Source organism: Streptococcus mitis (assembly GCF_016658865.1).
Lineage (GTDB): Bacteria > Bacillota > Bacilli > Lactobacillales > Streptococcaceae > Streptococcus > Streptococcus mitis_BT.
The window spans coordinates 100,706-120,461 of record NZ_CP067992.1; the positions used below are offsets into that span (position 1 = coordinate 100,706).

The following is a 19,756-nucleotide window of genomic DNA, read 5'->3' on the forward strand; positions in this document are numbered from 1 at the left end:
TCTAATCCCATATAGATAAGATTACAGAATCATGATCTATAAGTTGTCTGGCTTGACTTTCTTTATGGAAATTATATAATAGTTGTAACAAAAAGAATTACAATTAAAAAAGAGGACCATTTATGACCTATGAATACCATAGCCACATTTATTTGGCAGAGGCAGTTTTAAATGTGAAGGACTTGGCGAGTCAAACAGCCTTTTATCAGCAGATTATTGGTTTAGAAATCTTATCTCAAACTGATACAGATGCTATTCTGGGACTTGGTGGAAAAGCCTTGGTACACTTGATTCAAGCACAAGAAAGCGGTGAAGTAAGGGAACATTATGGTCTTTATCATCTGGCCATTCTCTTGCCGACACGAAAGGCTTTGGCGGATGTCTTGAAGCATCTGACAGATTTACAGATTCCTCTTGTCGGCGGTGCAGATCACGGTTACAGTGAGGCCCTTTATTTGGAGGATTTGGAGGGAAATGGCATTGAACTCTATCGAGATAAGCCGGTTTCTACATGGGATATTCGAGAAGATGGACGCATTATCGGGGTGACTGAGGCCCTTGCGGCTCAGGATATCTATGAGTTGGGGGAAAGAGTAGAGCCCTTTGCTTTAGCCGAGGGTACGAGAATGGGGCACATTCATCTTTCTGTCAAGGATAGTCGAAAGTCTAGCCAGTTTTATCAAAAGATGTTAGGGCTAGAGGACAAATTCAGTGTGCCTAGTGCTAGTTGGATTGCAGCTGGAGACTACCATCATCATTTGGCAGTCAACGAATGGGGAGGAAGAGGTTTGGCTGCGCGTAAGCAAGGTTTACCAGGTTTAGCCTATTATGTTATTGAGGTAGCTCGTAAAGAAGAACTGTTAACGATTGCCCAGCGAGCACAGGCAGTTGATGCACCAATCAAGTGGCTGACATCTAGCCAGCTGGAAATCACAGACCCAGACGGAATTGTGACTCGTATCTGTTTAGCAAGGTAACACTAGAAAACTCTAGTAAATTATCAGTATGGCTAGTTTACCTTTTGAAAAGTCTTTGATAACAGAGCTGCGTGAGTTGGATGGGCGAGAATTTTGACAAAGAAGCTGATTAGAGATATAATGAAGAAAAATCGAGCAAGGAAAAAGAAATGACAAACTCAAAGTATATTACTCGTTTGAAACGTTCAGAGGGTCAGTTGCGTGGGATTCAAAAGATGATTGAAGAAGATCGTGACTGTGCTGATATTGTAACGCAATTGACTGCAGTGAAATCTAGTGTGGAACGCGTGATTGAGATGATAATTACGGAAAACCTTACTGAATGTATCAATCAGCCACTAGATGATCCTGAAGCTCAAAAGGCACGTCTAGAAAAGGCTATCCGATACTTGATTAAACGGAAATAAAGAGATGAGAGTTGCAAAGATCTCTGCTAATAGAATAGTTTAATGTGAATCAAGAGAGGCTGGAAAAAGTCTTTAAAATAAAAGAACGCATACTATCAGGTGTTGAAAACCTTGATAGTATGCGTTTTATTGTGGGGAGATTTACTTCACTTTCTCCTGAAATTGAGTTTTTGCCCAGCTCCTTTTGATTATTCTACTTGCCCAGGCCAAGCATTCATACCACCTTCTACGTTGATAACGGTGAGGCCTTGGGCGCTGAGAAAATGACAGGCAGAGGCAGAACGCACTCCACCTTGACAGATAACATGGTATTCATGGTCAGGTTTGAGTTCTTTGTAGCCTTGTTCCAAGGTGCTTAAAGGCAGATTTTTTGCACCTGGTGCATGTCCTGCTTGGAATTCATGTACTTCACGAACATCGATAAGATTTAGATTTTTATGTTGATATTTTTCATAAAAGTCAGCCATACTGATACTAGTTTCCATATTCTACTCCTTCTGGGTTAGCCATTTTGTATAGTGAATAAGCGCCGTCAAGGTTTTGGACGGTAAAGCCTGCTTGTTTGAGGATACGCTCTGCGATATAGCTGCGCAAACCACTGTGGCAGCTAACGATGTAGGCTTGGTTCTTATCTAGTTCGTCCAAGCGTTCCCGTAGTTCGTTTAGGGGGATGTGTATAGTGTCTACCTTAAGTCGACCACTCTGGAATTCGCCACTTGTCCGTACATCTAGGAATTTCTTACCATTAGCTAGTTCGTCTTCGAGCTGGTACCATTGAATATTGTCGCTGAGACCTTCGATAAGGTTTAAGGCTGCGTAGCCCAGCATATTGACGGGATCCTTGGCAGAGCCAAATGGTGGCGCATAGGTGAACTCTAATTCTGGTAAGTCAAAGACGGTGAGATTTCCCTTGATAGCAGTCGCCAGGATATCAATTCGCTTGTCAACACCTTTCTTCCCAATTCCTTGGGCACCGTAGATTTTTCCAGTGGTTGGGTCAAAGAGGAGCTTCAAGGTCATATCAGTAGCATCTGGATAATAACCAGCGTGGTCTTTCCCACTGACATGAAGGGCCTTGTAAGGAAGTTGATTCATGCTAAGGATATGCTCGCTGAGACCAGTCGAAGCAGCGGTCATGTCAAAGGCACGAACGATAGCAGTGCCGATACTGCCCTTGTTTGTACGACCGAGTCCTGCGATGACGTCCGCGACTTGGCGTCCCTGACGATTGGCAGGAGAAGCGAGAGAGATGAGGGCGTCTTGGCCCGTAATCTCTTGCTTGACAACGATGGCATCCCCAACTGCAAAAATATCTTTTTGACTGGTTTCGTAATGTTCATCGACCAGAATCCCACCTCTAAGTCCCAGTTCAATCCCCGCAGCTTTGGCCAGTCCATTTTCAGGTTCAACACCAACAGAAAGGATAGTGAGGTCAGAAGTGATCATTTGACCATTTTCTAGAACGATGATTTTTCCTTGGTCTTCAAATCGAGTCGCAGACTGAGAAGTGATAACACGGACGCCGTTTGCCAGTAATTCTGCTTGGACAAAGGCTGCCATTTCCTGATCTAATGGTGGCAAGACATGGGGAGCTTTCTCCACGATGGTGACTTGCAAGCCACGTTTTGCCAGATTTTCAGCCATTTCAAGCCCGATAAAGCCTGCACCGATAACGACAGCTTCTTTTGGATGATTGTCCAAGGCTGCCATAATTTCATCGAGATCGGGAACATTGCGGAGCGTGTAGGCATTCTTAGCTTCTACTAGTCCTTCAATAGCAGGAACAAATGGTTTGGCTCCTGGAGAGAGGATCAGCTTGTCATAGCTTTCTGTGAATTCCTGTCCATCGTGTCGTACAGTCACAGTGTGCTCTGCTGGCGAAATGCTGATGACCTCATGGAAAGGACGAACATCCAGATTAAAGCGTGCTTTGAGACTTTCAGGAGTTTGGACCAATAAACTATCACGGTTTGCAATTTCTCCTGAAACATAGTAAGGAAGTCCGCAGTTTGCAAAGGAAACAAAGGGACCTTTCTCAAAAATAGTGATTTCAGCGCCTTCCATGAGACGTCTGAGGCGGGTTGCTGCTGACATACCGCCTGCAACTCCTCCGACAATGATAATTTTCATTGACCTTCTCCTTTATGATTCTAGATGACTTTTCCTGTCCAAGCGCTCATACCGCCTCGTACATTGATGACATCGTAGCCTTTTTTCTTAAGCTTTTTCGCAGCTAGTTTGCTTCGCACACCAGAATGACAAATGACATAGAGTGTTTCTTTTGTTGTTGGTGTGTAGGAACCAATTTCGGTTAGAGGAACATTTTTGGCATTTTTGATATGACCTCTACGAAATTCCATTGGTGTCCGAACATCCAGTAGCTGAATCGGTTCTCTGAGTTTAGCTTCTAACTCGCTGGTAGAAATACTGTCAATTTTTGTAAATAATAAGTGAAACATAGGCACCTCCGAACATACCCTTGTGGGGTATATTAAACCATGAAGTCAAGCTTTTGTCAAGCAAGTTGTTTCGACTTGGTGGAGATTGGTTGCGATTGTATTGTTTTTCTCCTCAATTTATCAGCCTCCTCCTTGACACTCGGCCAGCTTTTGATACAATAGTACAAAATTAGAGGAGGTAGGTTATGATTCAGAAACATGCGATTCCTATTTTAGAGTTTGATGACAATCCTCAGGCGGTCATCATGCCCAATCACGAGGGGCTGGACTTGCACTTGCCCAAGAAGTGTGTCTATGCATTTTTAGGTGAGGAGATTGACTGCTATGCGAGAGAAGTAGGGGCGGACTGTGTCGGCGAATTCGTTTCTGCCACCAAGACCTATCCAGTCTATGTCGTGGACTATAAGGGCGAGGAAATTTGTCTGGCCCAGGCTCCTGTCGGTTCCGCTCCAGCGGCCCAGTTTATGGATTGGTTGATTGGCTACGGTGTGGAGCAAATCATTTCCACTGGTACCTGTGGTGTGCTAGCTGATATAGAGGAGAACGCCTTTCTAGTCCCGGTTCGGGCTTTACGAGATGAGGGGGCTAGTTACCACTATGTGGCACCTTCTCGTTATATGGAAATTCAGCCAGAGGCTATTGCTGCCATTGAGCGAGTTTTGGAAGCCAAAGGGATTCCCTATAAGGAAGTCATAACCTGGACGACAGATGGCTTTTACCGAGAAACGGCTGAAAAGGTAGCTTATCGCAAGGAGGAAGGCTGTGCTGTTGTGGAGATGGAGTGTTCTGCACTTGCGGCAGTAGCTCAATTGCGTGGCGTTCTCTGGGGAGAGTTGTTGTTTACAGCAGATTCTCTTGCTGACTTGGACCAGTACGACAGTCGTGACTGGGGTTCAGAAGCTTTCGAAAAGGCCTTGGAACTCTGTCTTGAGATAGCTTCTCAGATCTAGCTACTCTTCTTCTTTTTATGGTACAATGGATGTATGTTATTTAAATTATTTGTGAAAAAAATTGAAAGAGCCTTGGGCGGACTTTCGCCAGCTCGTCGGATTTTTCTGAGTTTCGCTGGAGTTATTTTTATAGGTTCTCTTCTTTTGAGTTTGCCTTTTGTTCAGGCAAGTGGTTCTCAGGCTACTTATTTTGACCATCTCTTTACGACGGTGTCCATGGTCTGTGTGACTGGTCTTTTTACGCAACCAGTGGCTACTACCTATAATGTCTGGGGGCAGTTGATTTGTATGCTCTTGATACAGATTGGTGGTCTGGGGCTCATGACCTTTATCGGGATTTTTTATATCCAAGGCAAGCAAAAGCTTAGTCTGCGTAGTCGTGAAACCATTCAGGAGAGTTTTAGTTATGGGGAAAGTAAGTCTTTGAAGTCCTTTATGCGGTCTATCTTTTTGACGACTTTTCTGGTGGAGGGCTTGGGTGCCTTTCTACTAAGTTTCCGTTTTATTCCTGAGTTCGGCTGGGGAAGGGGCATTTTTACCTCCATCTTTTTAGCCATTTCAGCCTTTTGTAATGCTGGTTTTGATAATTTCGGCAGTAGCAGTTTAGTGGCTTTTCAGACGGATCCCTTGATCAATCTGGTCATTGCTGGTTTGATTATCACGGGTGGTCTCGGCTTTATGGTCTGGTTTGACTTAGCAACCCAGTTTGATAAGAAGAAAAAACGCCGTCTGCGTTTCCACACCAAGTTGGTTCTCTTCTTGACTGCAGGGATTTTGCTGTTTGGGACAGTATCTACACTCTTTACGGAGTGGCACAATCCAGGAACCATTGGCAATCTCAGCGTTCCAGAGAAAGTGCTGGTTAGCTTTTTCCAAACCGTCAGCATGAGAACAGCTGGCTTTGCCTCTATTGACTACACTCAAGCTCGGCCTGTGACCCTGTTTATCTATATCCTACAGATGTTTCTCGGAGGGGCGCCTGGAGGGACGGCTGGGGGTCTCAAGATTACGACTTTCTTTGTCTTGTTGGTTTTTGCGCGTAGTGAATTGCTGGGCTTGCCTCATGCCAATGTTGCGCAGAGAACCATTGAGGCTCGAACAGTTCAAAAATCCTTTAGTGTCTTCATTATCTTTTTGATGACCTTCTTGTTGGGCTTGATGTTGTTGGGAATTACAGCAGAAGGAACACCGCGATTTATTTACCTCATGTTTGAGACCATTTCAGCCCTTGCGACAGTTGGGGTAACGGCAAATCTGACACCAGAACTGGGCAAGTTAGCTCTCAGCATTGTCATGGTACTCATGTTTATTGGCCGTATCGGTCCCTTGACCTTGCTGGTCAGTCTAGCGGATTACCAGCCTGATAAGAAAGATTTGATTCAGTATATGAAAGCAGATATTAGTATTGGATAAGAAAGGAAGAACTATGTCAGATCGTACGATTGGAATTTTAGGTTTGGGGATTTTCGGGAGTAGTGTCCTGACGGCCCTAGCCAAGCAAGATATGAATATTATTGCCATTGACGACCACGCTGAGCGTATCAATCAATTTGAGCCAGTTTTGGCGCGTGGAGTTGTGGGCGATATTACAGATGAGGAACTCCTCAGAACTGCAGGAATTGATACCTGTGATACGGTTGTAGTGGCAACAGGGGAAAATCTAGAGTCGAGTGTGCTTGCAGTTATGCATTGTAAGAGTCTAGGGGTACCAAGGGTTATTGCCAAGGTCAAAAGCCAGACAGCCAAGAAGGTGCTAGAAAAAATCGGTGCTGACTCGGTGATTTCACCTGAGTATGAAATGGGGCAGTCTCTAGCGCAGACCATTCTCTTTCATAACAATGTTGATGTCTTTCAGCTGGATAAAAATGTCTCTATCGTGGAGATGAAGATTCCGAGTGTTTGGGCAGGTCAAAGCCTGAGTCAGCTAGATTTACGTGGTAAATATAACCTCAATGTCCTAGGATTTCGTGAACAAGAAAATTCACCACTGGATGTCCAGTTTGGACCTAATGACCTCTTGAAAGCAGATGCCTATATCTTGGCAGTCATTAACAACCAGTATCTAGATGACTTGGCAGAATTAAATTCGTAAAAAAATTAATATAAGTATTTTATAAGAGGGATTTAAGAAAAATTTTAACTTTTTCTTAATCCTTTTTAATTTTAGGAGATTATACTAGAGTCATCAAATAAAGAAAAACTCTAAGGAGAATCCTATGAAATTCAATCCAAATCAAAGATATACTCGTTGGTCTATTCGCCGTCTTAGTGTCGGTGTTGCCTCAGTTGTTGTGGCTAGTGGCTTCTTTGTCCTAGTTGGTCAACCAAGTTCGGTGCGTGCCGATGTAGTCAATCCAACCCCTGCTCAAGTCGTACCAGACGCTGCTTCGGTGAGTGAAAAGAGCGACTTACCAGCAGAGGTTCTTAAGAAAGCAGTTGATGTAGCTCTTCCTTCAGAACAGGCAGAGTCAGCACCTAAAGCAAGCTTGGATACTACAAGCTCTCCAGAAAAAACGGATGTAGCTGCTAAAGACCAAGTAGTAGCACCTAAAGAAGAAGTACAAGCAAAACCAGAGTCTAAGAAAGAAACAGAAGATGCGGTTAAACCTGCGACAAATCCTGCGCCTACAGTTTCTGGACAAGACCGTGAAGCAAATGAAGCGCAACCAGAAACTACCCCAGCTGAAGTCCAAAAAGGTGTGGCTGACAATACTAAAGACACAGTAGATGTTCCAGCTACATACTTGGACAAAGCCAACTTCCCAGGTCCATTCACAGCTGGTGTCAACCAAGTCATCCCATATGAATTCTTCGCTGGTGACGGTATGTTGACTCGTCTGATTTTGAAAGCCTCAGACAAGGCTCCATGGTCAGACAATGGTTCAGCTAAAAATCCTGCCCTTCCACCAGTAGAGAAATTGGGCAAAGGCCTTTACTTCTATGAAGTAGATTTGGCAGGCACCCAAGGTAAGTCAGATAAAGAGCTTCTAGACCTCTTGAAACAAAACGGCACTCAAAGCTATAAAGCTACCATCAAAGTGTACGGTGCTAAAGACAGCAAGGCAGATTTGAACAATCTTGTAGCGACTAAAGAATTGAATGTCAATTTGAATGGCTTGACCACTCCAGCTGAAGTTCAAAAAGGTGTGGCTGACAATACTAAAGACACAGTGGATGTCCCAGCTTCTTACTTGGACAAGGCCAACTTCCCTGGCCCATTCACAGCTGGTGTCAACCAAGTAATTCCATACGAATTCTTCGCCGGAGACGGTATATTGACTCGTTTGATTTTGAAAGCATCTGACAAGGCTCCATGGTCAGACAATGGCTCAGCTAAAAATCCTGCCCTCCCACCAGTAGAGAAATTGGGCAAAGGCCTCTACTTCTATGAAGTAGATTTGGCCGGTACCCAAGGCAAATCTGATAAAGATCTTCTTGACCTCTTGAAACAAAACGGCACTCAAAGTTATAAAGCTACTATTAAAGTGTACGGTGCGAAAGATGGTAAGGCTGATTTGACAAATCTCGTAGCGACAAAAGATTTGGATGTCAATTTGAACGGCTTGACTACTCCAGCCGAAGTTCAAAAAGGCGTGGCTGACAATACTAAAGATACAGTGGATGTTCCGGCTACATACTTGGACAAGGCCAACTTCCCAGGTCCATTCACAGCCGGTGTCAACCAAGTCATCCCATACGAATTCTTCGCCGGAGACGGTATGTTAACTCGTTTGATTTTGAAAGCTTCTGACAAGGCCCCATGGTCAGATAATGGTTCAGCTAAAAATCCAGCTCTCCCACCAGTAGAAAACTTGGGCAAAGGCCTCTATTTCTATGAAGTAGATTTGGCAGGAACTCAAGGTAAATCTGACAAAGACCTTCTTGACCTCTTGAAACAAAACGGTACTCAAAGCTACAAGGCAACCATCAAGGTGTACGGCGCAAAAGATGGCAAAGCCGATTTGACAAATCTCGTAGCGACTAAGGAGTTGGATGTCAACTTGAACGGCCTAACTACTCCAGCTGAAGTACAAAAAGGTGTAGCCGATAATACCAAAGACACAGTAGATGTTCCAGCCACTTACTTGGATAAAGCGAATTTCCCAGGTCCATTTACAGCCGGTGTTAACCAAGTTATTCCATACGAATTCTTCGCTGGTGACGGTATGTTGACTCGTCTCATCTTGAAAGCCTCAGACAAGGCTCCATGGTCAGACAACGGTTCAGCTAAAAATCCTGCCCTCCCACCAGTAGAAAAATTGGGCAAAGGCCTTTACTTCTATGAAGTGGACTTGGCCGGCACTCAAGGCAAATCAGATAAAGACTTGTTAGACTTGTTAAAACAAAACGGCACTCAAAGTTACAAGGCAACTATCAAAGTGTACGGTGCAAAAGATGGCAAGCCTGACTTAACTAATTTGGTAGCGACAAAAGAGTTGACAGTGAACTTGAATGGGTATAAGTCTCTCAATCCGATGAAATCGCAAATGCCAGCTGCTAGCCAAGATAAGATGATGCCTAACAAAGAGCAGGACAAAACCATGAATGCTAGCCAGCCTATGGTAACCTCAAGCAAAATGTCTGATGAAGGTAAGATGGCATCTAATAACAAGGCGTCAAATCCAATGATGGCTGATCAAATGAAAGAGCAAAAAGGCATGCTTCCATATACCGGTGAAGCGCAAACATCAATGGCTACTCTTGGATTCTTTGGATTAGCTTTGGCCGGACTTCTAGGTGGCCTCGGTTTGAAAGCTAAAAAAGAGGAAAATAACTAGTCTAGCTACAGACTTTCTATCTAGGATTTGAAAAATTCAGATATCGATTAGAATGTTCGTAAAACGATTAAAATAGTGTTATACTATTGTGGTATAGCACTGTTTTTTTCAAAGGAGAGACAGATGGGAAAGACAATTTTACTCGTTGACGACGAGGTAGAAATCACAGATATTCATCAACGCTATCTGGTTCAGGCAGGTTATCAGGTTTTGGTGGCTCATGATGGAGTAGATGCCTTAGAAATCTTCAAGCGGAAAGCGATTGATTTGATTATTACAGATATCATGATGCCTCGGATGGATGGTTATGATTTGATTAGTGAGGTTCAGTATCAATCTCCAGATCAGCCTTTTCTCTTTATCACGGCTAAGACTAGCGAGCAGGACAAGATTTATGGCCTGAGCTTAGGGGCAGATGACTTTATTGCCAAGCCCTTTAGCCCACGTGAGCTGGTTTTGCGTGTCCACAATATCTTGCGACGCCTTCATCGAGGAGGTGAGACAGAGGTCATCAGTCTAGGGGATTTACGGATGAATCACAGTAGTCATGAGGTCCAAGTCGGAGATGTGGCGCTTGATTTGACCGTCAAATCCTTCGAACTTCTATGGCTTCTAGCCAGCAATCCAGAGCGGGTTTTCTCTAAGACAGACCTCTATGAAAAGGTCTGGCAAGAAGACTATGTGGATGATACCAATACCTTGAATGTTCATATTCATGCTCTTCGACAGGAGTTGGCTAAACATGCCAGTGCAGCAACACCGACCATCAAAACCGTCTGGGGCTTGGGCTACAAAATTGAGAAAGCACGAGGTAGTCAATGAAATTAAAAAGTTACATTTTAGTGGGGTATGTCATTTCAACACTCCTAACGATTATCGTGGTTTTTTGGGCCATCCAGCGAATGTTAATTGAAGAAAGAGAAATTTATTTCCTAGTGGGTATGACTCTAGTGGCTAGTTTTATCGGTGCTGGGATTAGTCTCTTTCTCCTATCGCCGGTCTTTACTTCATTGGGCAAACTCAAGGAACATGCCAAGCGGGTAGCGGACAAGGACTTTCCTGCAAATCTGGAGGTTCAAGGTCCTATGGAATTTCAGCAGTTAGGCCAAGCCTTCAATGAAATGTCCCATGATTTGCAGGCGACCTTTGATTCCTTGGAAGAAAGTGAACGAGAAAAGGGCTTGATGATTGCCCAGCTATCGCATGATATCAAGACCCCCATCACTTCGATCCAAGCGACGGTAGAAGGGATTTTGGACGGGGTTATCAAGGAGGGAGAACAAGCCCATTATCTAGCAACCATTGGACGCCAGACAGAAAGACTCAATAAACTGGTTGAGGAATTGAATTTTTTGACCCTAAACTCAGCTAGAAATCAGATAGAAACTAATAGTAAAGACAGCATTTTTCTAGATCAGCTCTTGATTGAGTGCATGAGTGAATTTCAGTTCTTGATTGAGCAGGAGGAACGAGACGTCCACTTGCAGGTAATCCCAGAGTCTGCCCGGATTGAGGGAGATTATGCCAAACTTTCTCGTATCTTGGTGAATCTGGTCAATAATGCTTTTAAATACTCAGCTCCAGGAACCAAGCTGGAAGTGGTGGCTAAGCTGGATAATAACCAGCTTTCAATCAGTGTGACCGATGAAGGGCAGGGCATTGCTCCAGAGGACTTGGAGAATATTTTCAAACGCCTTTATCGTGTAGAAACTTCGCGCAATATGAAAACAGGTGGTCATGGCTTAGGCCTTGCAATTGCGCGTGAATTGGCCCATCAATTGGGTGGAGAAATCACAGTCAGCAGCCAGTACGGCCTCGGAAGCACCTTTACCCTCCTTCTCAACCTCTCTGGCAATGAAAATAAAGCCTAAAACCCCTTTACAAATCCAGCTATTCATGGTAAAATGGATTTTGTGTGAAATATCAGCAGGAAAGCATGAAGCTCGTCAACAGGTGTCTTATGATAAGTAACCTTGGCTGTTTAGGCGAAGGGCATCTGCACGAATCAGGGCTTTCTAAGTGACTATTTCCACCGAAATATTATTTATATCAGGAGGACATTCACATGTCACGTTATACAGGACCATCTTGGAAACAAGCTCGTCGCCTTGGCCTTTCACTTACAGGTACAGGTAAAGAATTGGCACGTCGTAACTACGTACCAGGACAACACGGACCAAACAACCGTTCTAAATTGTCAGAATACGGTTTGCAATTGGCTGAAAAACAAAAACTTCGTTTCACTTACGGTGTAGGTGAAAAACAATTCCGTAACTTGTTCGTACAAGCTACAAAAATCAAAGGCGGAATCCTAGGTTTCAACTTCATGCTTCTTTTGGAACGTCGTTTGGATAACGTTGTTTACCGTCTTGGTCTTGCGACTACTCGTCGTCAAGCTCGTCAATTCGTAAACCACGGTCACATCCTTGTTGACGGAAAACGCGTTGATATCCCATCATACCGCGTAACTCCAGGTCAAGTGATCTCAGTTCGTGAAAAATCATTGAAAGTTCCAGCTATCCTTGAAGCAGTAGAAGCTACTCTTGGACGTCCAGCATTCGTATCATTTGACGCTGAAAAATTGGAAGGTTCATTGACTCGCTTGCCAGAACGCGACGAAATCAACCCAGAAATCAACGAAGCACTTGTCGTTGAATTCTACAACAAAATGCTTTAATTTTAAGATATATCTTACAGAAAGCCTACAACAGTGGGCTTTTTGCTTTGTCTTAAAAGGTTGATTTCTGGGTTTTCTTAGAGATTTGTTAGTAAGGTTATTTGTGTATCTAAGTCTATCTATTCCAAGAATTACACGATGTTGATGATATAATATTTTGGCCCCCTCAATTCAAAGAAGGGAGGTGTTATATATGCTAGAGTTACTTTCCCTTTTTCTAGCTCCGTCACTTGTTAACGTACTATCTGAGCTTTTCAAACTATGGATAAAGAAACGTAGCAAGTAGCTTTTAACCCCTTAAGAGGGTAGCAAGAAACCCCATCGGTGGCACGGTGGGGTTTTTTAGTTACATATGCTAGAAGCATTGTTTTCCCTTTATGTTTTCATTCTAACACATAAGCCCCGATATTTCAAGCTTTTGTTTTTTATACGTGATGTTGATGATATAAATCTGGTATGTTATAATGTTTTAGCCCCCTCACTTTAAGGAAGGGAGGTGTTGCCGATGTTAGAAATTATCATCACAATTTTTCTAGCACCCTTAGTAGTCAATATTTTGACAACCTTGTTTGAGAAATGGCTTAACTCACGCAAGAAATAACCTTTAAGGGGCGATAAGTCAAAAAAACCTCAACGCTGGAACGTTGGGGCTTTTTGTTGCCTTGTTAGACAATTATCATCACTATAAACCCATTCTAACACACATCCCCTGATATTTCAAGCTTTTGTTTTGATATTCCTCAGAGTGTGTTTGTGGCTTGAGTCAGCTTCACTGAAATTAGCACACGCGCTACCAAGTTCCATTCTACAGCAAAGAAATCAACTCTTTTCTAGGGGATTTCCGCCCTCATTTTTGTCTTTTGTGCTAAAATAGACTTATAAATTGAAAATAAGGAATGTTTATGAAATCAGGTAATGGTTTTTGGAAAGGCTGTCTCTATTTTTGGGGCTTCTTGTTCTTACTGGGCCTTTTGGTTCAATATGCTCTTCCACTTGCGGCTTGTGTCCTGCTAGGCTATGGTGGTTATCGTCTCTATAAACGCTTACGCTATCCTCTTTTGCAGGATCGTTCGCTCGACGATCGGATTGAGTTTTTAAAAGCTAGGATTCGCCAGGCGGACAAAGATATTCAGCAACTAGAGGGAACTTTAGTAGAAAAAGGCTCGGATTCATATAAAAGTCTGGCCAATCAAGTATTGATCGAACTGCGAGAAATCCATCAGGAGGCGGATCGTCTCAAGTCCTATATCGATGCTGATGTCTACAACCGTATTGACAAAAAGGTTCGTACAGTAAGGGCAACTATTGATGTTCAGCTAGAACGTTTGGATAGAGAAAGTCAGGTAGATCTTGAAAATGCGGAGCCAGAGGAATTAGCTCCAGAATTGTCCCAGACCTTGGCCAATATTGCCACTGACCATCAGGCCATTCTAGACAAGATTGCTACCTCTGCTGATGGTGATAAGGAAGAATTGACGGCTATTCATAGTTTGAAGATGGAGAAATTCCAAACAATTTTAGAAGGCTATTTAAAGATTAAGGTCAATCCTAAAAACTATAATCGAGCAGAAGAACGCTTAGAGCAAGCTAAAGCAGCTATCGAACAATTTGACCTTGAGCTAGACCAAGTCTTGAGAGAACTCAATGAAACAGATATGCGTGATTTTGATATCAGTCTGCGTATCCTAGAAAAAGATCGTAAAGAATAGGTTAGAAATAAAGGAGTAACCATGACAGAATTTAATTTTGATATTGACCAGATTGCCAACAATACGGTAGCTAAGGTGGATAAAACAACTCAAATCATCGAGACAAATACTGGCTCAGACAAGACCTTAACCTTCCTTGAGAAGCTGAGCCCTGAGCAGCAAGAAGGAATCAAAGCGCGCGTGCCCCAGTTAGTAGACCAATTTGTCACCAATCAAAATGCTCTTTTGGATTTTGGACAATCTGCTGTCGAAGGTGTGAACAATACGGTCAATCGTATCTTATCAGAACAAAAGAAATTGCAGATTCCCCAAGTGGATGACTTACTCAAGAATACCAACCGTGAGTTGCAAGGCTTTGTCGTCAAATACAAGAACGCTGAAATTGCTGAGTTAGAAGAAAAACCAAACTTTTTGCAACGATTGTTTAACAAGAGTAAAAATACGCTACAAGAATTTTACTTTGACTCAAAAACAGTAGAGCAAAAGCTCGATGGTATGGCTGCCGCAGTGGTTAAGCAAGAAGATGTGCTAGCTCGAAATATCGTCTCTGCTGAGATGTTGATTGAGGACAATACCAAATCCATTGAAAATCTAGTGGGAGTAATTTCCTTTATTGAAGCCAGCCAGACAGAAGCTGGCAAGCGCGCTGCCGAACTAAAGGCCCAAGTTGACCAACTCGATACAAGTACGGTAGAATACCAGGCCAAGTCACAAGAATTGGCCCGCATGGCAGAAGTGGTCAATACCCTTGAACAACAACATACTGAGTATGTCAGCCGTCTCTATGTTGCCTGGGCAACAACACCTCAGATGCGCAATCTTGTGAAGGTCTCATCTGATATGCGCCAAAAATTGGGCATGCTTCGTCGCAATACGATTCCGACAATGAAGCTTTCCATTGCCCAACTTGGTATTTTACAACAATCAATGAAATCAGGTGTCGTGGCAGATGCCATTGTTAATGCCAACAATGCTGCCCTTCAGATGCTAGCTGAAACCAGCAAGGAAGTGATTCCACAGATGGAACGAATTGCCCAAAGCCCGACAGTCGCTGTTGAGTCTGTTACCAAACTGGCTGAAAGTCTGGTTGCACAAAACCAAGGTATCGTCGCAGCTATTGAATTGGGACGCCAGAAACGTGCCCAACTAGAAACAACCATCGTCAAGTCCGCAGAAATGATCAACGATTCTGTCAAACTACGCGATGAGAAAATCGTCCAAGCCCTTCTAGACCAAGGAAAGGCTGCTCAGAAAGAAGTACAAGAATAATACACAAGTCCCCTGTAATGTAGATTTACAGGGGATTTTATTCGTTTTTGTGGACAAGCCAGGTGGAATATTTTTTCCCAATCCAAAGGGCAAAGAGGAGATTGATGACGACGATGCCTGAACCGACCAGTGAAAATAGGAAAAATTCGCTAGTCGAAACCTGCCACAAATGCACGATGTCTGTAATCAAATAAGCACTGATAGGGAAACAAAGGATAGAAGTGATGAGAGCAGGGATATACTTACGGAGAAGAATTGATTGTCCAATATGGAGCAAGAGATGGAGTGCAAAGGCCACAAAGCCTCCTAACCAAACTAATTCGAGCGCTCTAGATTGACTAAAATACGCTAATAAAGTGATGGATAAGACAATGATAAACTCCTCAAAAACAGCAAGGGCAAATCCCTCTGTTGTCATTTCTTTGTGGATTTTTAGAATAGTTGGCACCTTTTGGGCCAGCAAGGTTTCGTTGAGACGGATCCAAGGGACAAGACCGATAATTTCTTCCATATCGTGAAAGATAAAAAGTAGAGGAAACATCCAAAGATAAAATGCCATAAATCTCTCCTGCAAAGCTATAGACTGTTAGCAAATAAAACAAAAAACGCCCAGTAAGGCGTTTTGAGTTATGAATGCTTATTTAACCTCTGTAAACATAAAATAATACGCCTATAAAGCTTATTATACCAGACTTTAAGGCTATTTCTAAGAAAAATGTAGAGATTCATACAGTATCTAGATTTTCCAAAAAAATTTTATTAAACTTAAAACCTAGTTTGATAAAAATGTATTTCAGTATATATCAAACTTGCTCTATAAGCGAAATTTATTTAATGTCTATTCTTATATAATTTGAAAAACTTTGATTATAATGAAAGTAGTAGTATACCTATTAATTTTCTCATAATCTGTGCCTTCTTCTATAATTTTAATTATACCAAAATAATATTACAAGAGTATGTCAGTGTCTGTTATAACGGAAAAATGAAGAAATGTCTATTATAATAGCAAATAATAACTTTCGGGAAAAGACTTGTTTTTCGGAAAGAAAGGGATAGATGTCCGTTCCCTTAATTATTGCTAAATGCCGATGGTAATAGTATAATTAAATTAACCATAGCTTAGGAGTAATATTTTTGAAACCGATACTAAAATACAGAGGTGGTAAGTCGAAAGAAATTCCATCATTTATAGATTTTATACCCGAATTTGATACCTATTATGAACCATTTTTGGGTGGAGGTGCAACATATTTTTATTTAGAACCTGAAAAGGCTTTTATTAGTGATGTCAATGAACTACTAATAAACTTTTATTCAGAAGTAAGTAGCACAAAATTTGAAAAAATTAAACAAGAGCTGTTTGAACTACAAACTCAATATGAAAATAATAGGAGAATCTTTAATTATAGAAAATCGCTCTCTCCGACAGAAAGAGTTGAAGACCCAAATGATGAACTATACTACAAAATAAGAGATATGTTCAACGGGAAAATTCCATCAGAGTATGAAAGAGCAACTCTATATTTTTTCATAAATAAGACTGCTTATTCAGGCATGATTAGATATAATTCATTAGGAGAATTTAACGTACCCTATGGGCGCTACGCTAATTTTAATACAAATTTATTAACTAATGACCATCATAAATTGCTGAAGCAATCTACCATTTTCAATGGCACTTATGAAAAATCATTTGAGTTAGCTACTTATAATGACTTTATTTTCTTAGACCCTCCATATGATACTGTTTTCTCGGAATACGGAAACGAAACATTCACTGGTGATTTTGGTGAAGCTGAACATGTCAGACTTGCAGAAAATTTTAAGAATCTATCTAGTCCTGCTTTGATGATTATAGGGGAAACGCCACTAATATCTGAATTATACTCGGGTTATATAAAAGGGAAATATCCTAAAAGCTATATGGTCAATATAAGAAACAGATTTAAGGCAGAAGCGAACCATTTGATAATAACAAATTACGACACTGAGAGGTAAGTCATGGCAGGATTTGGAGAAAGATTTTTATTAGGCTTTACCAGCCCTAGAACACCTAAACTAATAAGTGAGTATATTAAGGTTATTGAAGAAAACAAGATGAATAATCTACCTTATGATACCGCATTTCAGGAAAAGTTTTATACGGTTCTCTCTAAAGCACAGGTAGCAGGAGAAGAAGCTGGGACAGCAAAAGATAAAGCCCTTGCAGGGAGAGATAAATTAACTAGAATGCCACAGGCATTAGGTTTTTTTATTACACAAAGACATAAAAATTTTCAAGTAACAGAAGCAGGACAACTGTTAAAAGATGAGGACTTATTTGAAGATGTCTTACTTCATCAAATATTAAAATTTCAACTTCCATCGCCTCTTCATAAAGAAAAAGACTCCAATAAAGGAAGATTCAGAATAAAACCATTCTTAGAAATCATCAGACTTATTGACGAACTAGAATATTTATCGTATAAAGAATTAATGATTTTTGGAATGACTTTAACGGATTATCGTAATTTTGAAAATGTTGTAAAAAAAATAAGGGAGTATAGAAATCAGAGGGAAGTAATTAAAAAGCAAAAAAAATCTCTAAAGATCTTTGATCATGGAACTCAGTTGAATGTTTTTAAGGAGCTGTATGCTGATATTATTCAAATGGGTGATTTTAAAACAAGAGAAACTGAAACGAAAACCGTTGAAGCTTACATGAAAAAGAAATTAAGCAATTGGGGCGATTACACAGACTCTATTTTTCGTATTTTGAGGGCAACGGGCGTTGTTGTATTCAGTAAAGGAAGGACTCTTACATTAAGTACAGAACGAATCACCGAGATCAGGTATATGCTAGACAATGTTAGTAGAGAAATTATTTCTATTGATATGAGTCGAGATGATTTTGACAAATATATTTCCAATCCATATGAACCTGTATTACTAAACGATAATAAAGACAACTTAGTAAATACTTTAACAAGTATCGGTAGTTATGGAGATAAAGATGAAGATATTTATGTACTTAAACACAGACTAAATCAACAAAGGAATTTGAGAAAACGAGAAAAAATTAAAAGTGAATCACTTAAATTAAAAACTCGTTCTCAAGCTGATATTGAAGATATACTACAAACATTTGAAGCGATTAGTAATAAGGAAATTGAACCTGCAAGTATGCGACCTACTTTCTTTGAATGGAATATCTGGAGAGCAATGACTATGATTAACCATGGTGATGTAAAAGGTAATTTCATTGTTGATGATTCAGGAATGCCAGTTTCTACAGCAGGCGGTGGTCAAAGTGACATAGTTGGTGATTATGGGGACTTTAATATAGGTGTTGAGGTTACACTTTCTACTGGTCAGAAACAATTTGAAATGGAAGGAGAACCTGTAAGTAGACATATCGGTGAAATGCAGATACAAAAACCAACATTTGGAATTTTTATAGCAAATACTTTAAATGAAACAGTTATCAATCATTTTTACACTTTGTCTCATCAGAAATCAAAAATATATAATGGTATAGTAGATATCATTCCAATGGACACCAAAACTTTCATTGAATTTTTCAAACAAGCAACCAGTAAAGACATCGGTCCAAAGGACTTGTATTCAATTCATGAACATTCCACATCAATATCAATACAAATGTTGATAGAGGGTAAAACAGAAGAAGATTGGCATAATTCCGTAATAGAGAAAGTCTTTGAGATTGTAAATTAAGCAACTAATCAATTCCCGAACATTTAAAAAAACGAACACCTCACTTAAAAATTCATTTGTTGGTGTGAGATAGTTTAGAGTATCGAAAAAGTTACCTTACTTATTTCAAATTAGTTGAAATTTATTCATATTTCAAGCAAAATAAAAAACTCAATCCCTGACTGTTAAAGCTTATTCAAGATTTATCAAATTATCACCTGACAAACCAGGTCATACGATTTATAAGTAAAAGAACAAATAAAAAAGAGGAGCTTCACACTAAAGTTCCTCTTTTTTTAAATATCCGAATCAATATTCTTATTTCAAAAAAGGTGGTGAAAAAGGTAGTGATTTGAATGATTTTTATTGTAATGTACTGAAATTAACAAAAAGAAAAAAACGCATATTATGCGTTTTTCTTCTGTATTGATTCGTATTGAATGCTTACTTAACTTCTGTAAACACAACGTGTTTGCGAAGTTTTGGTGAGTATTTCTTCAATTGAAGACGGTCTGGAGTGTTACGTTTGTTTTTAGAAGTAAGGTACAAGCGTTCACCAGATTCTTTGTGTTCAAGTGTAATATTTACGCGCATGGTATCTCCCTTCTATTATTCAGCTGATGCAGCTTTAGCGATTTTACGTCCTTTGTAGTATCCTTTAAGTGATACACGGTGAGAACGTGAGTAATCTCCAGTAGTTTCGTCAAAGTTTACAGATGGAGCTGTTACTTTGTAGTGTGTACGACGTTTGTTTTTCTTCGCTTTTGAAGTGCGACGTGCAGGTACTGCCATTTTGATTTCTCCTTTAGGTATTTATATTCGATTCAATCTACT

19 protein-coding genes are annotated in these 19,756 nt (G+C 40.9%); 13 read left to right on the forward strand and 6 right to left on the reverse strand.

Annotated features, from left to right (window positions below; all coding sequences use genetic code 11):
- Positions 1-122 precede the first annotated feature (122 nt).
- Complete coding sequence (locus JJN14_RS00380) at positions 123-977, forward strand: VOC family protein (protein ID WP_201058620.1); 855 nt, start codon at positions 123-125, stop codon at positions 975-977.
- Between the two features lie 149 nt (positions 978-1,126).
- Entirely contained in the window at positions 1,127-1,384 is a 258-nt protein-coding gene (locus tag JJN14_RS00385; RefSeq protein WP_045594097.1) for a metal-sensitive transcriptional regulator, read from the forward strand.
- A 188-nt stretch (positions 1,385-1,572) separates the two neighbouring features.
- On the opposite strand, the gene JJN14_RS00390 is transcribed toward JJN14_RS00385, so the two are convergent.
- From JJN14_RS00390 to JJN14_RS00400, 3 genes are read right to left on the reverse strand one after another with little or no spacing between them, the layout of a single operon-like run.
- Positions 1,573-1,869: a rhodanese-like domain-containing protein gene (locus JJN14_RS00390; protein ID WP_201058621.1), complete on the reverse strand. Its 297-nt coding sequence runs from the start codon at positions 1,867-1,869 to the stop codon at positions 1,573-1,575.
- Positions 1,859-3,514, reverse strand: coding sequence for an FAD-dependent oxidoreductase (locus tag JJN14_RS00395; RefSeq protein WP_201058622.1), 1,656 nt, complete (start codon positions 3,512-3,514; stop codon positions 1,859-1,861). The genes JJN14_RS00390 and JJN14_RS00395 overlap by 11 nt, the downstream gene beginning before the upstream one ends.
- A 20-nt stretch (positions 3,515-3,534) precedes the next feature.
- The gene (locus tag JJN14_RS00400) at positions 3,535-3,843 is read right to left on the reverse strand and encodes a rhodanese-like domain-containing protein (RefSeq protein WP_201058623.1); all 309 of its coding nucleotides are present in this window, start codon (positions 3,841-3,843) and stop codon (positions 3,535-3,537) included.
- A 185-nt stretch (positions 3,844-4,028) separates the two neighbouring features.
- Here JJN14_RS00400 and JJN14_RS00405 point away from each other — a divergent pair, with 185 nt between their 5' ends.
- The 9 genes from JJN14_RS00405 to JJN14_RS00445 all read left to right on the forward strand — a co-directional run bounded on the left by JJN14_RS00405 (position 4,029) and on the right by JJN14_RS00445 (position 15,226).
- Positions 4,029-4,793 (forward strand): nucleoside phosphorylase, encoded by a 765-nt coding sequence (locus tag JJN14_RS00405; protein WP_201058624.1) that lies wholly within the window; start codon positions 4,029-4,031, stop codon positions 4,791-4,793.
- 33 nt (positions 4,794-4,826) lie between these two features.
- Positions 4,827-6,206, forward strand: coding sequence for a TrkH family potassium uptake protein (locus JJN14_RS00410; RefSeq protein WP_023944048.1), 1,380 nt, complete (start codon positions 4,827-4,829; stop codon positions 6,204-6,206).
- Between the two features lie 13 nt (positions 6,207-6,219).
- A complete protein-coding gene (locus JJN14_RS00415; protein ID WP_001283909.1) occupies positions 6,220-6,885 on the forward strand; it encodes a potassium channel family protein in 666 nt (221 codons plus the stop codon).
- Positions 6,886-7,009: 124 nt separating this feature from the next.
- Positions 7,010-9,571, forward strand: coding sequence for an SSURE domain-containing protein (locus JJN14_RS00420; RefSeq protein ID WP_201058625.1), 2,562 nt, complete (start codon positions 7,010-7,012; stop codon positions 9,569-9,571).
- A 123-nt stretch (positions 9,572-9,694) separates the two neighbouring features.
- Positions 9,695-10,393, forward strand: a complete 699-nt coding sequence (locus JJN14_RS00425; RefSeq protein WP_201058626.1) for a response regulator transcription factor — start codon at positions 9,695-9,697, stop codon at positions 10,391-10,393.
- Positions 10,390-11,442 (forward strand): sensor histidine kinase, encoded by a 1,053-nt coding sequence (locus tag JJN14_RS00430; protein ID WP_201058627.1) that lies wholly within the window; start codon positions 10,390-10,392, stop codon positions 11,440-11,442. Before JJN14_RS00425 ends, JJN14_RS00430 begins: the two co-directional genes overlap by 4 nt.
- 194 nt (positions 11,443-11,636) lie before the next feature.
- Complete coding sequence (gene rpsD / locus JJN14_RS00435) at positions 11,637-12,248, forward strand: 30S ribosomal protein S4 (protein ID WP_000092756.1); 612 nt, start codon at positions 11,637-11,639, stop codon at positions 12,246-12,248.
- 902 nt (positions 12,249-13,150) lie between these two features.
- Positions 13,151-13,957, forward strand: a complete 807-nt coding sequence (locus tag JJN14_RS00440) for a hypothetical protein (protein ID WP_201058628.1) — start codon at positions 13,151-13,153, stop codon at positions 13,955-13,957.
- 21 nt (positions 13,958-13,978) lie between these two features.
- Complete coding sequence (locus tag JJN14_RS00445) at positions 13,979-15,226, forward strand: toxic anion resistance protein (RefSeq protein WP_201058629.1); 1,248 nt, start codon at positions 13,979-13,981, stop codon at positions 15,224-15,226.
- A gap of 37 nt (positions 15,227-15,263) precedes the next feature.
- On the opposite strand, the gene JJN14_RS00450 is transcribed toward JJN14_RS00445, so the two are convergent.
- Complete coding sequence (locus JJN14_RS00450) at positions 15,264-15,785, reverse strand: HXXEE domain-containing protein (protein WP_201058630.1); 522 nt, start codon at positions 15,783-15,785, stop codon at positions 15,264-15,266.
- A 578-nt stretch (positions 15,786-16,363) separates the two neighbouring features.
- Between JJN14_RS00450 and JJN14_RS00455 the strand changes: the two genes are divergently transcribed.
- Positions 16,364-17,227: a DNA adenine methylase gene (locus tag JJN14_RS00455; RefSeq protein ID WP_236253698.1), complete on the forward strand. Its 864-nt coding sequence runs from the start codon at positions 16,364-16,366 to the stop codon at positions 17,225-17,227.
- 3 nt (positions 17,228-17,230) lie between these two features.
- Entirely contained in the window at positions 17,231-18,943 is a 1,713-nt protein-coding gene (locus JJN14_RS00460; RefSeq protein ID WP_201058631.1) for an AlwI family type II restriction endonuclease, read from the forward strand.
- A 423-nt stretch (positions 18,944-19,366) separates the two neighbouring features.
- On the opposite strand, the gene rpmG is transcribed toward JJN14_RS00460, so the two are convergent.
- On the reverse strand, positions 19,367-19,516 hold the full coding sequence (rpmG, locus tag JJN14_RS00465; RefSeq protein ID WP_001265622.1) for a 50S ribosomal protein L33: 150 nt from the start codon (positions 19,514-19,516) through the stop codon (positions 19,367-19,369).
- Positions 19,517-19,531: 15 nt separating this feature from the next.
- Positions 19,532-19,714, reverse strand: coding sequence for a 50S ribosomal protein L32 (gene rpmF / locus JJN14_RS00470; protein WP_000290417.1), 183 nt, complete (start codon positions 19,712-19,714; stop codon positions 19,532-19,534).
- Positions 19,715-19,756: the final 42 nt, after the last annotated feature.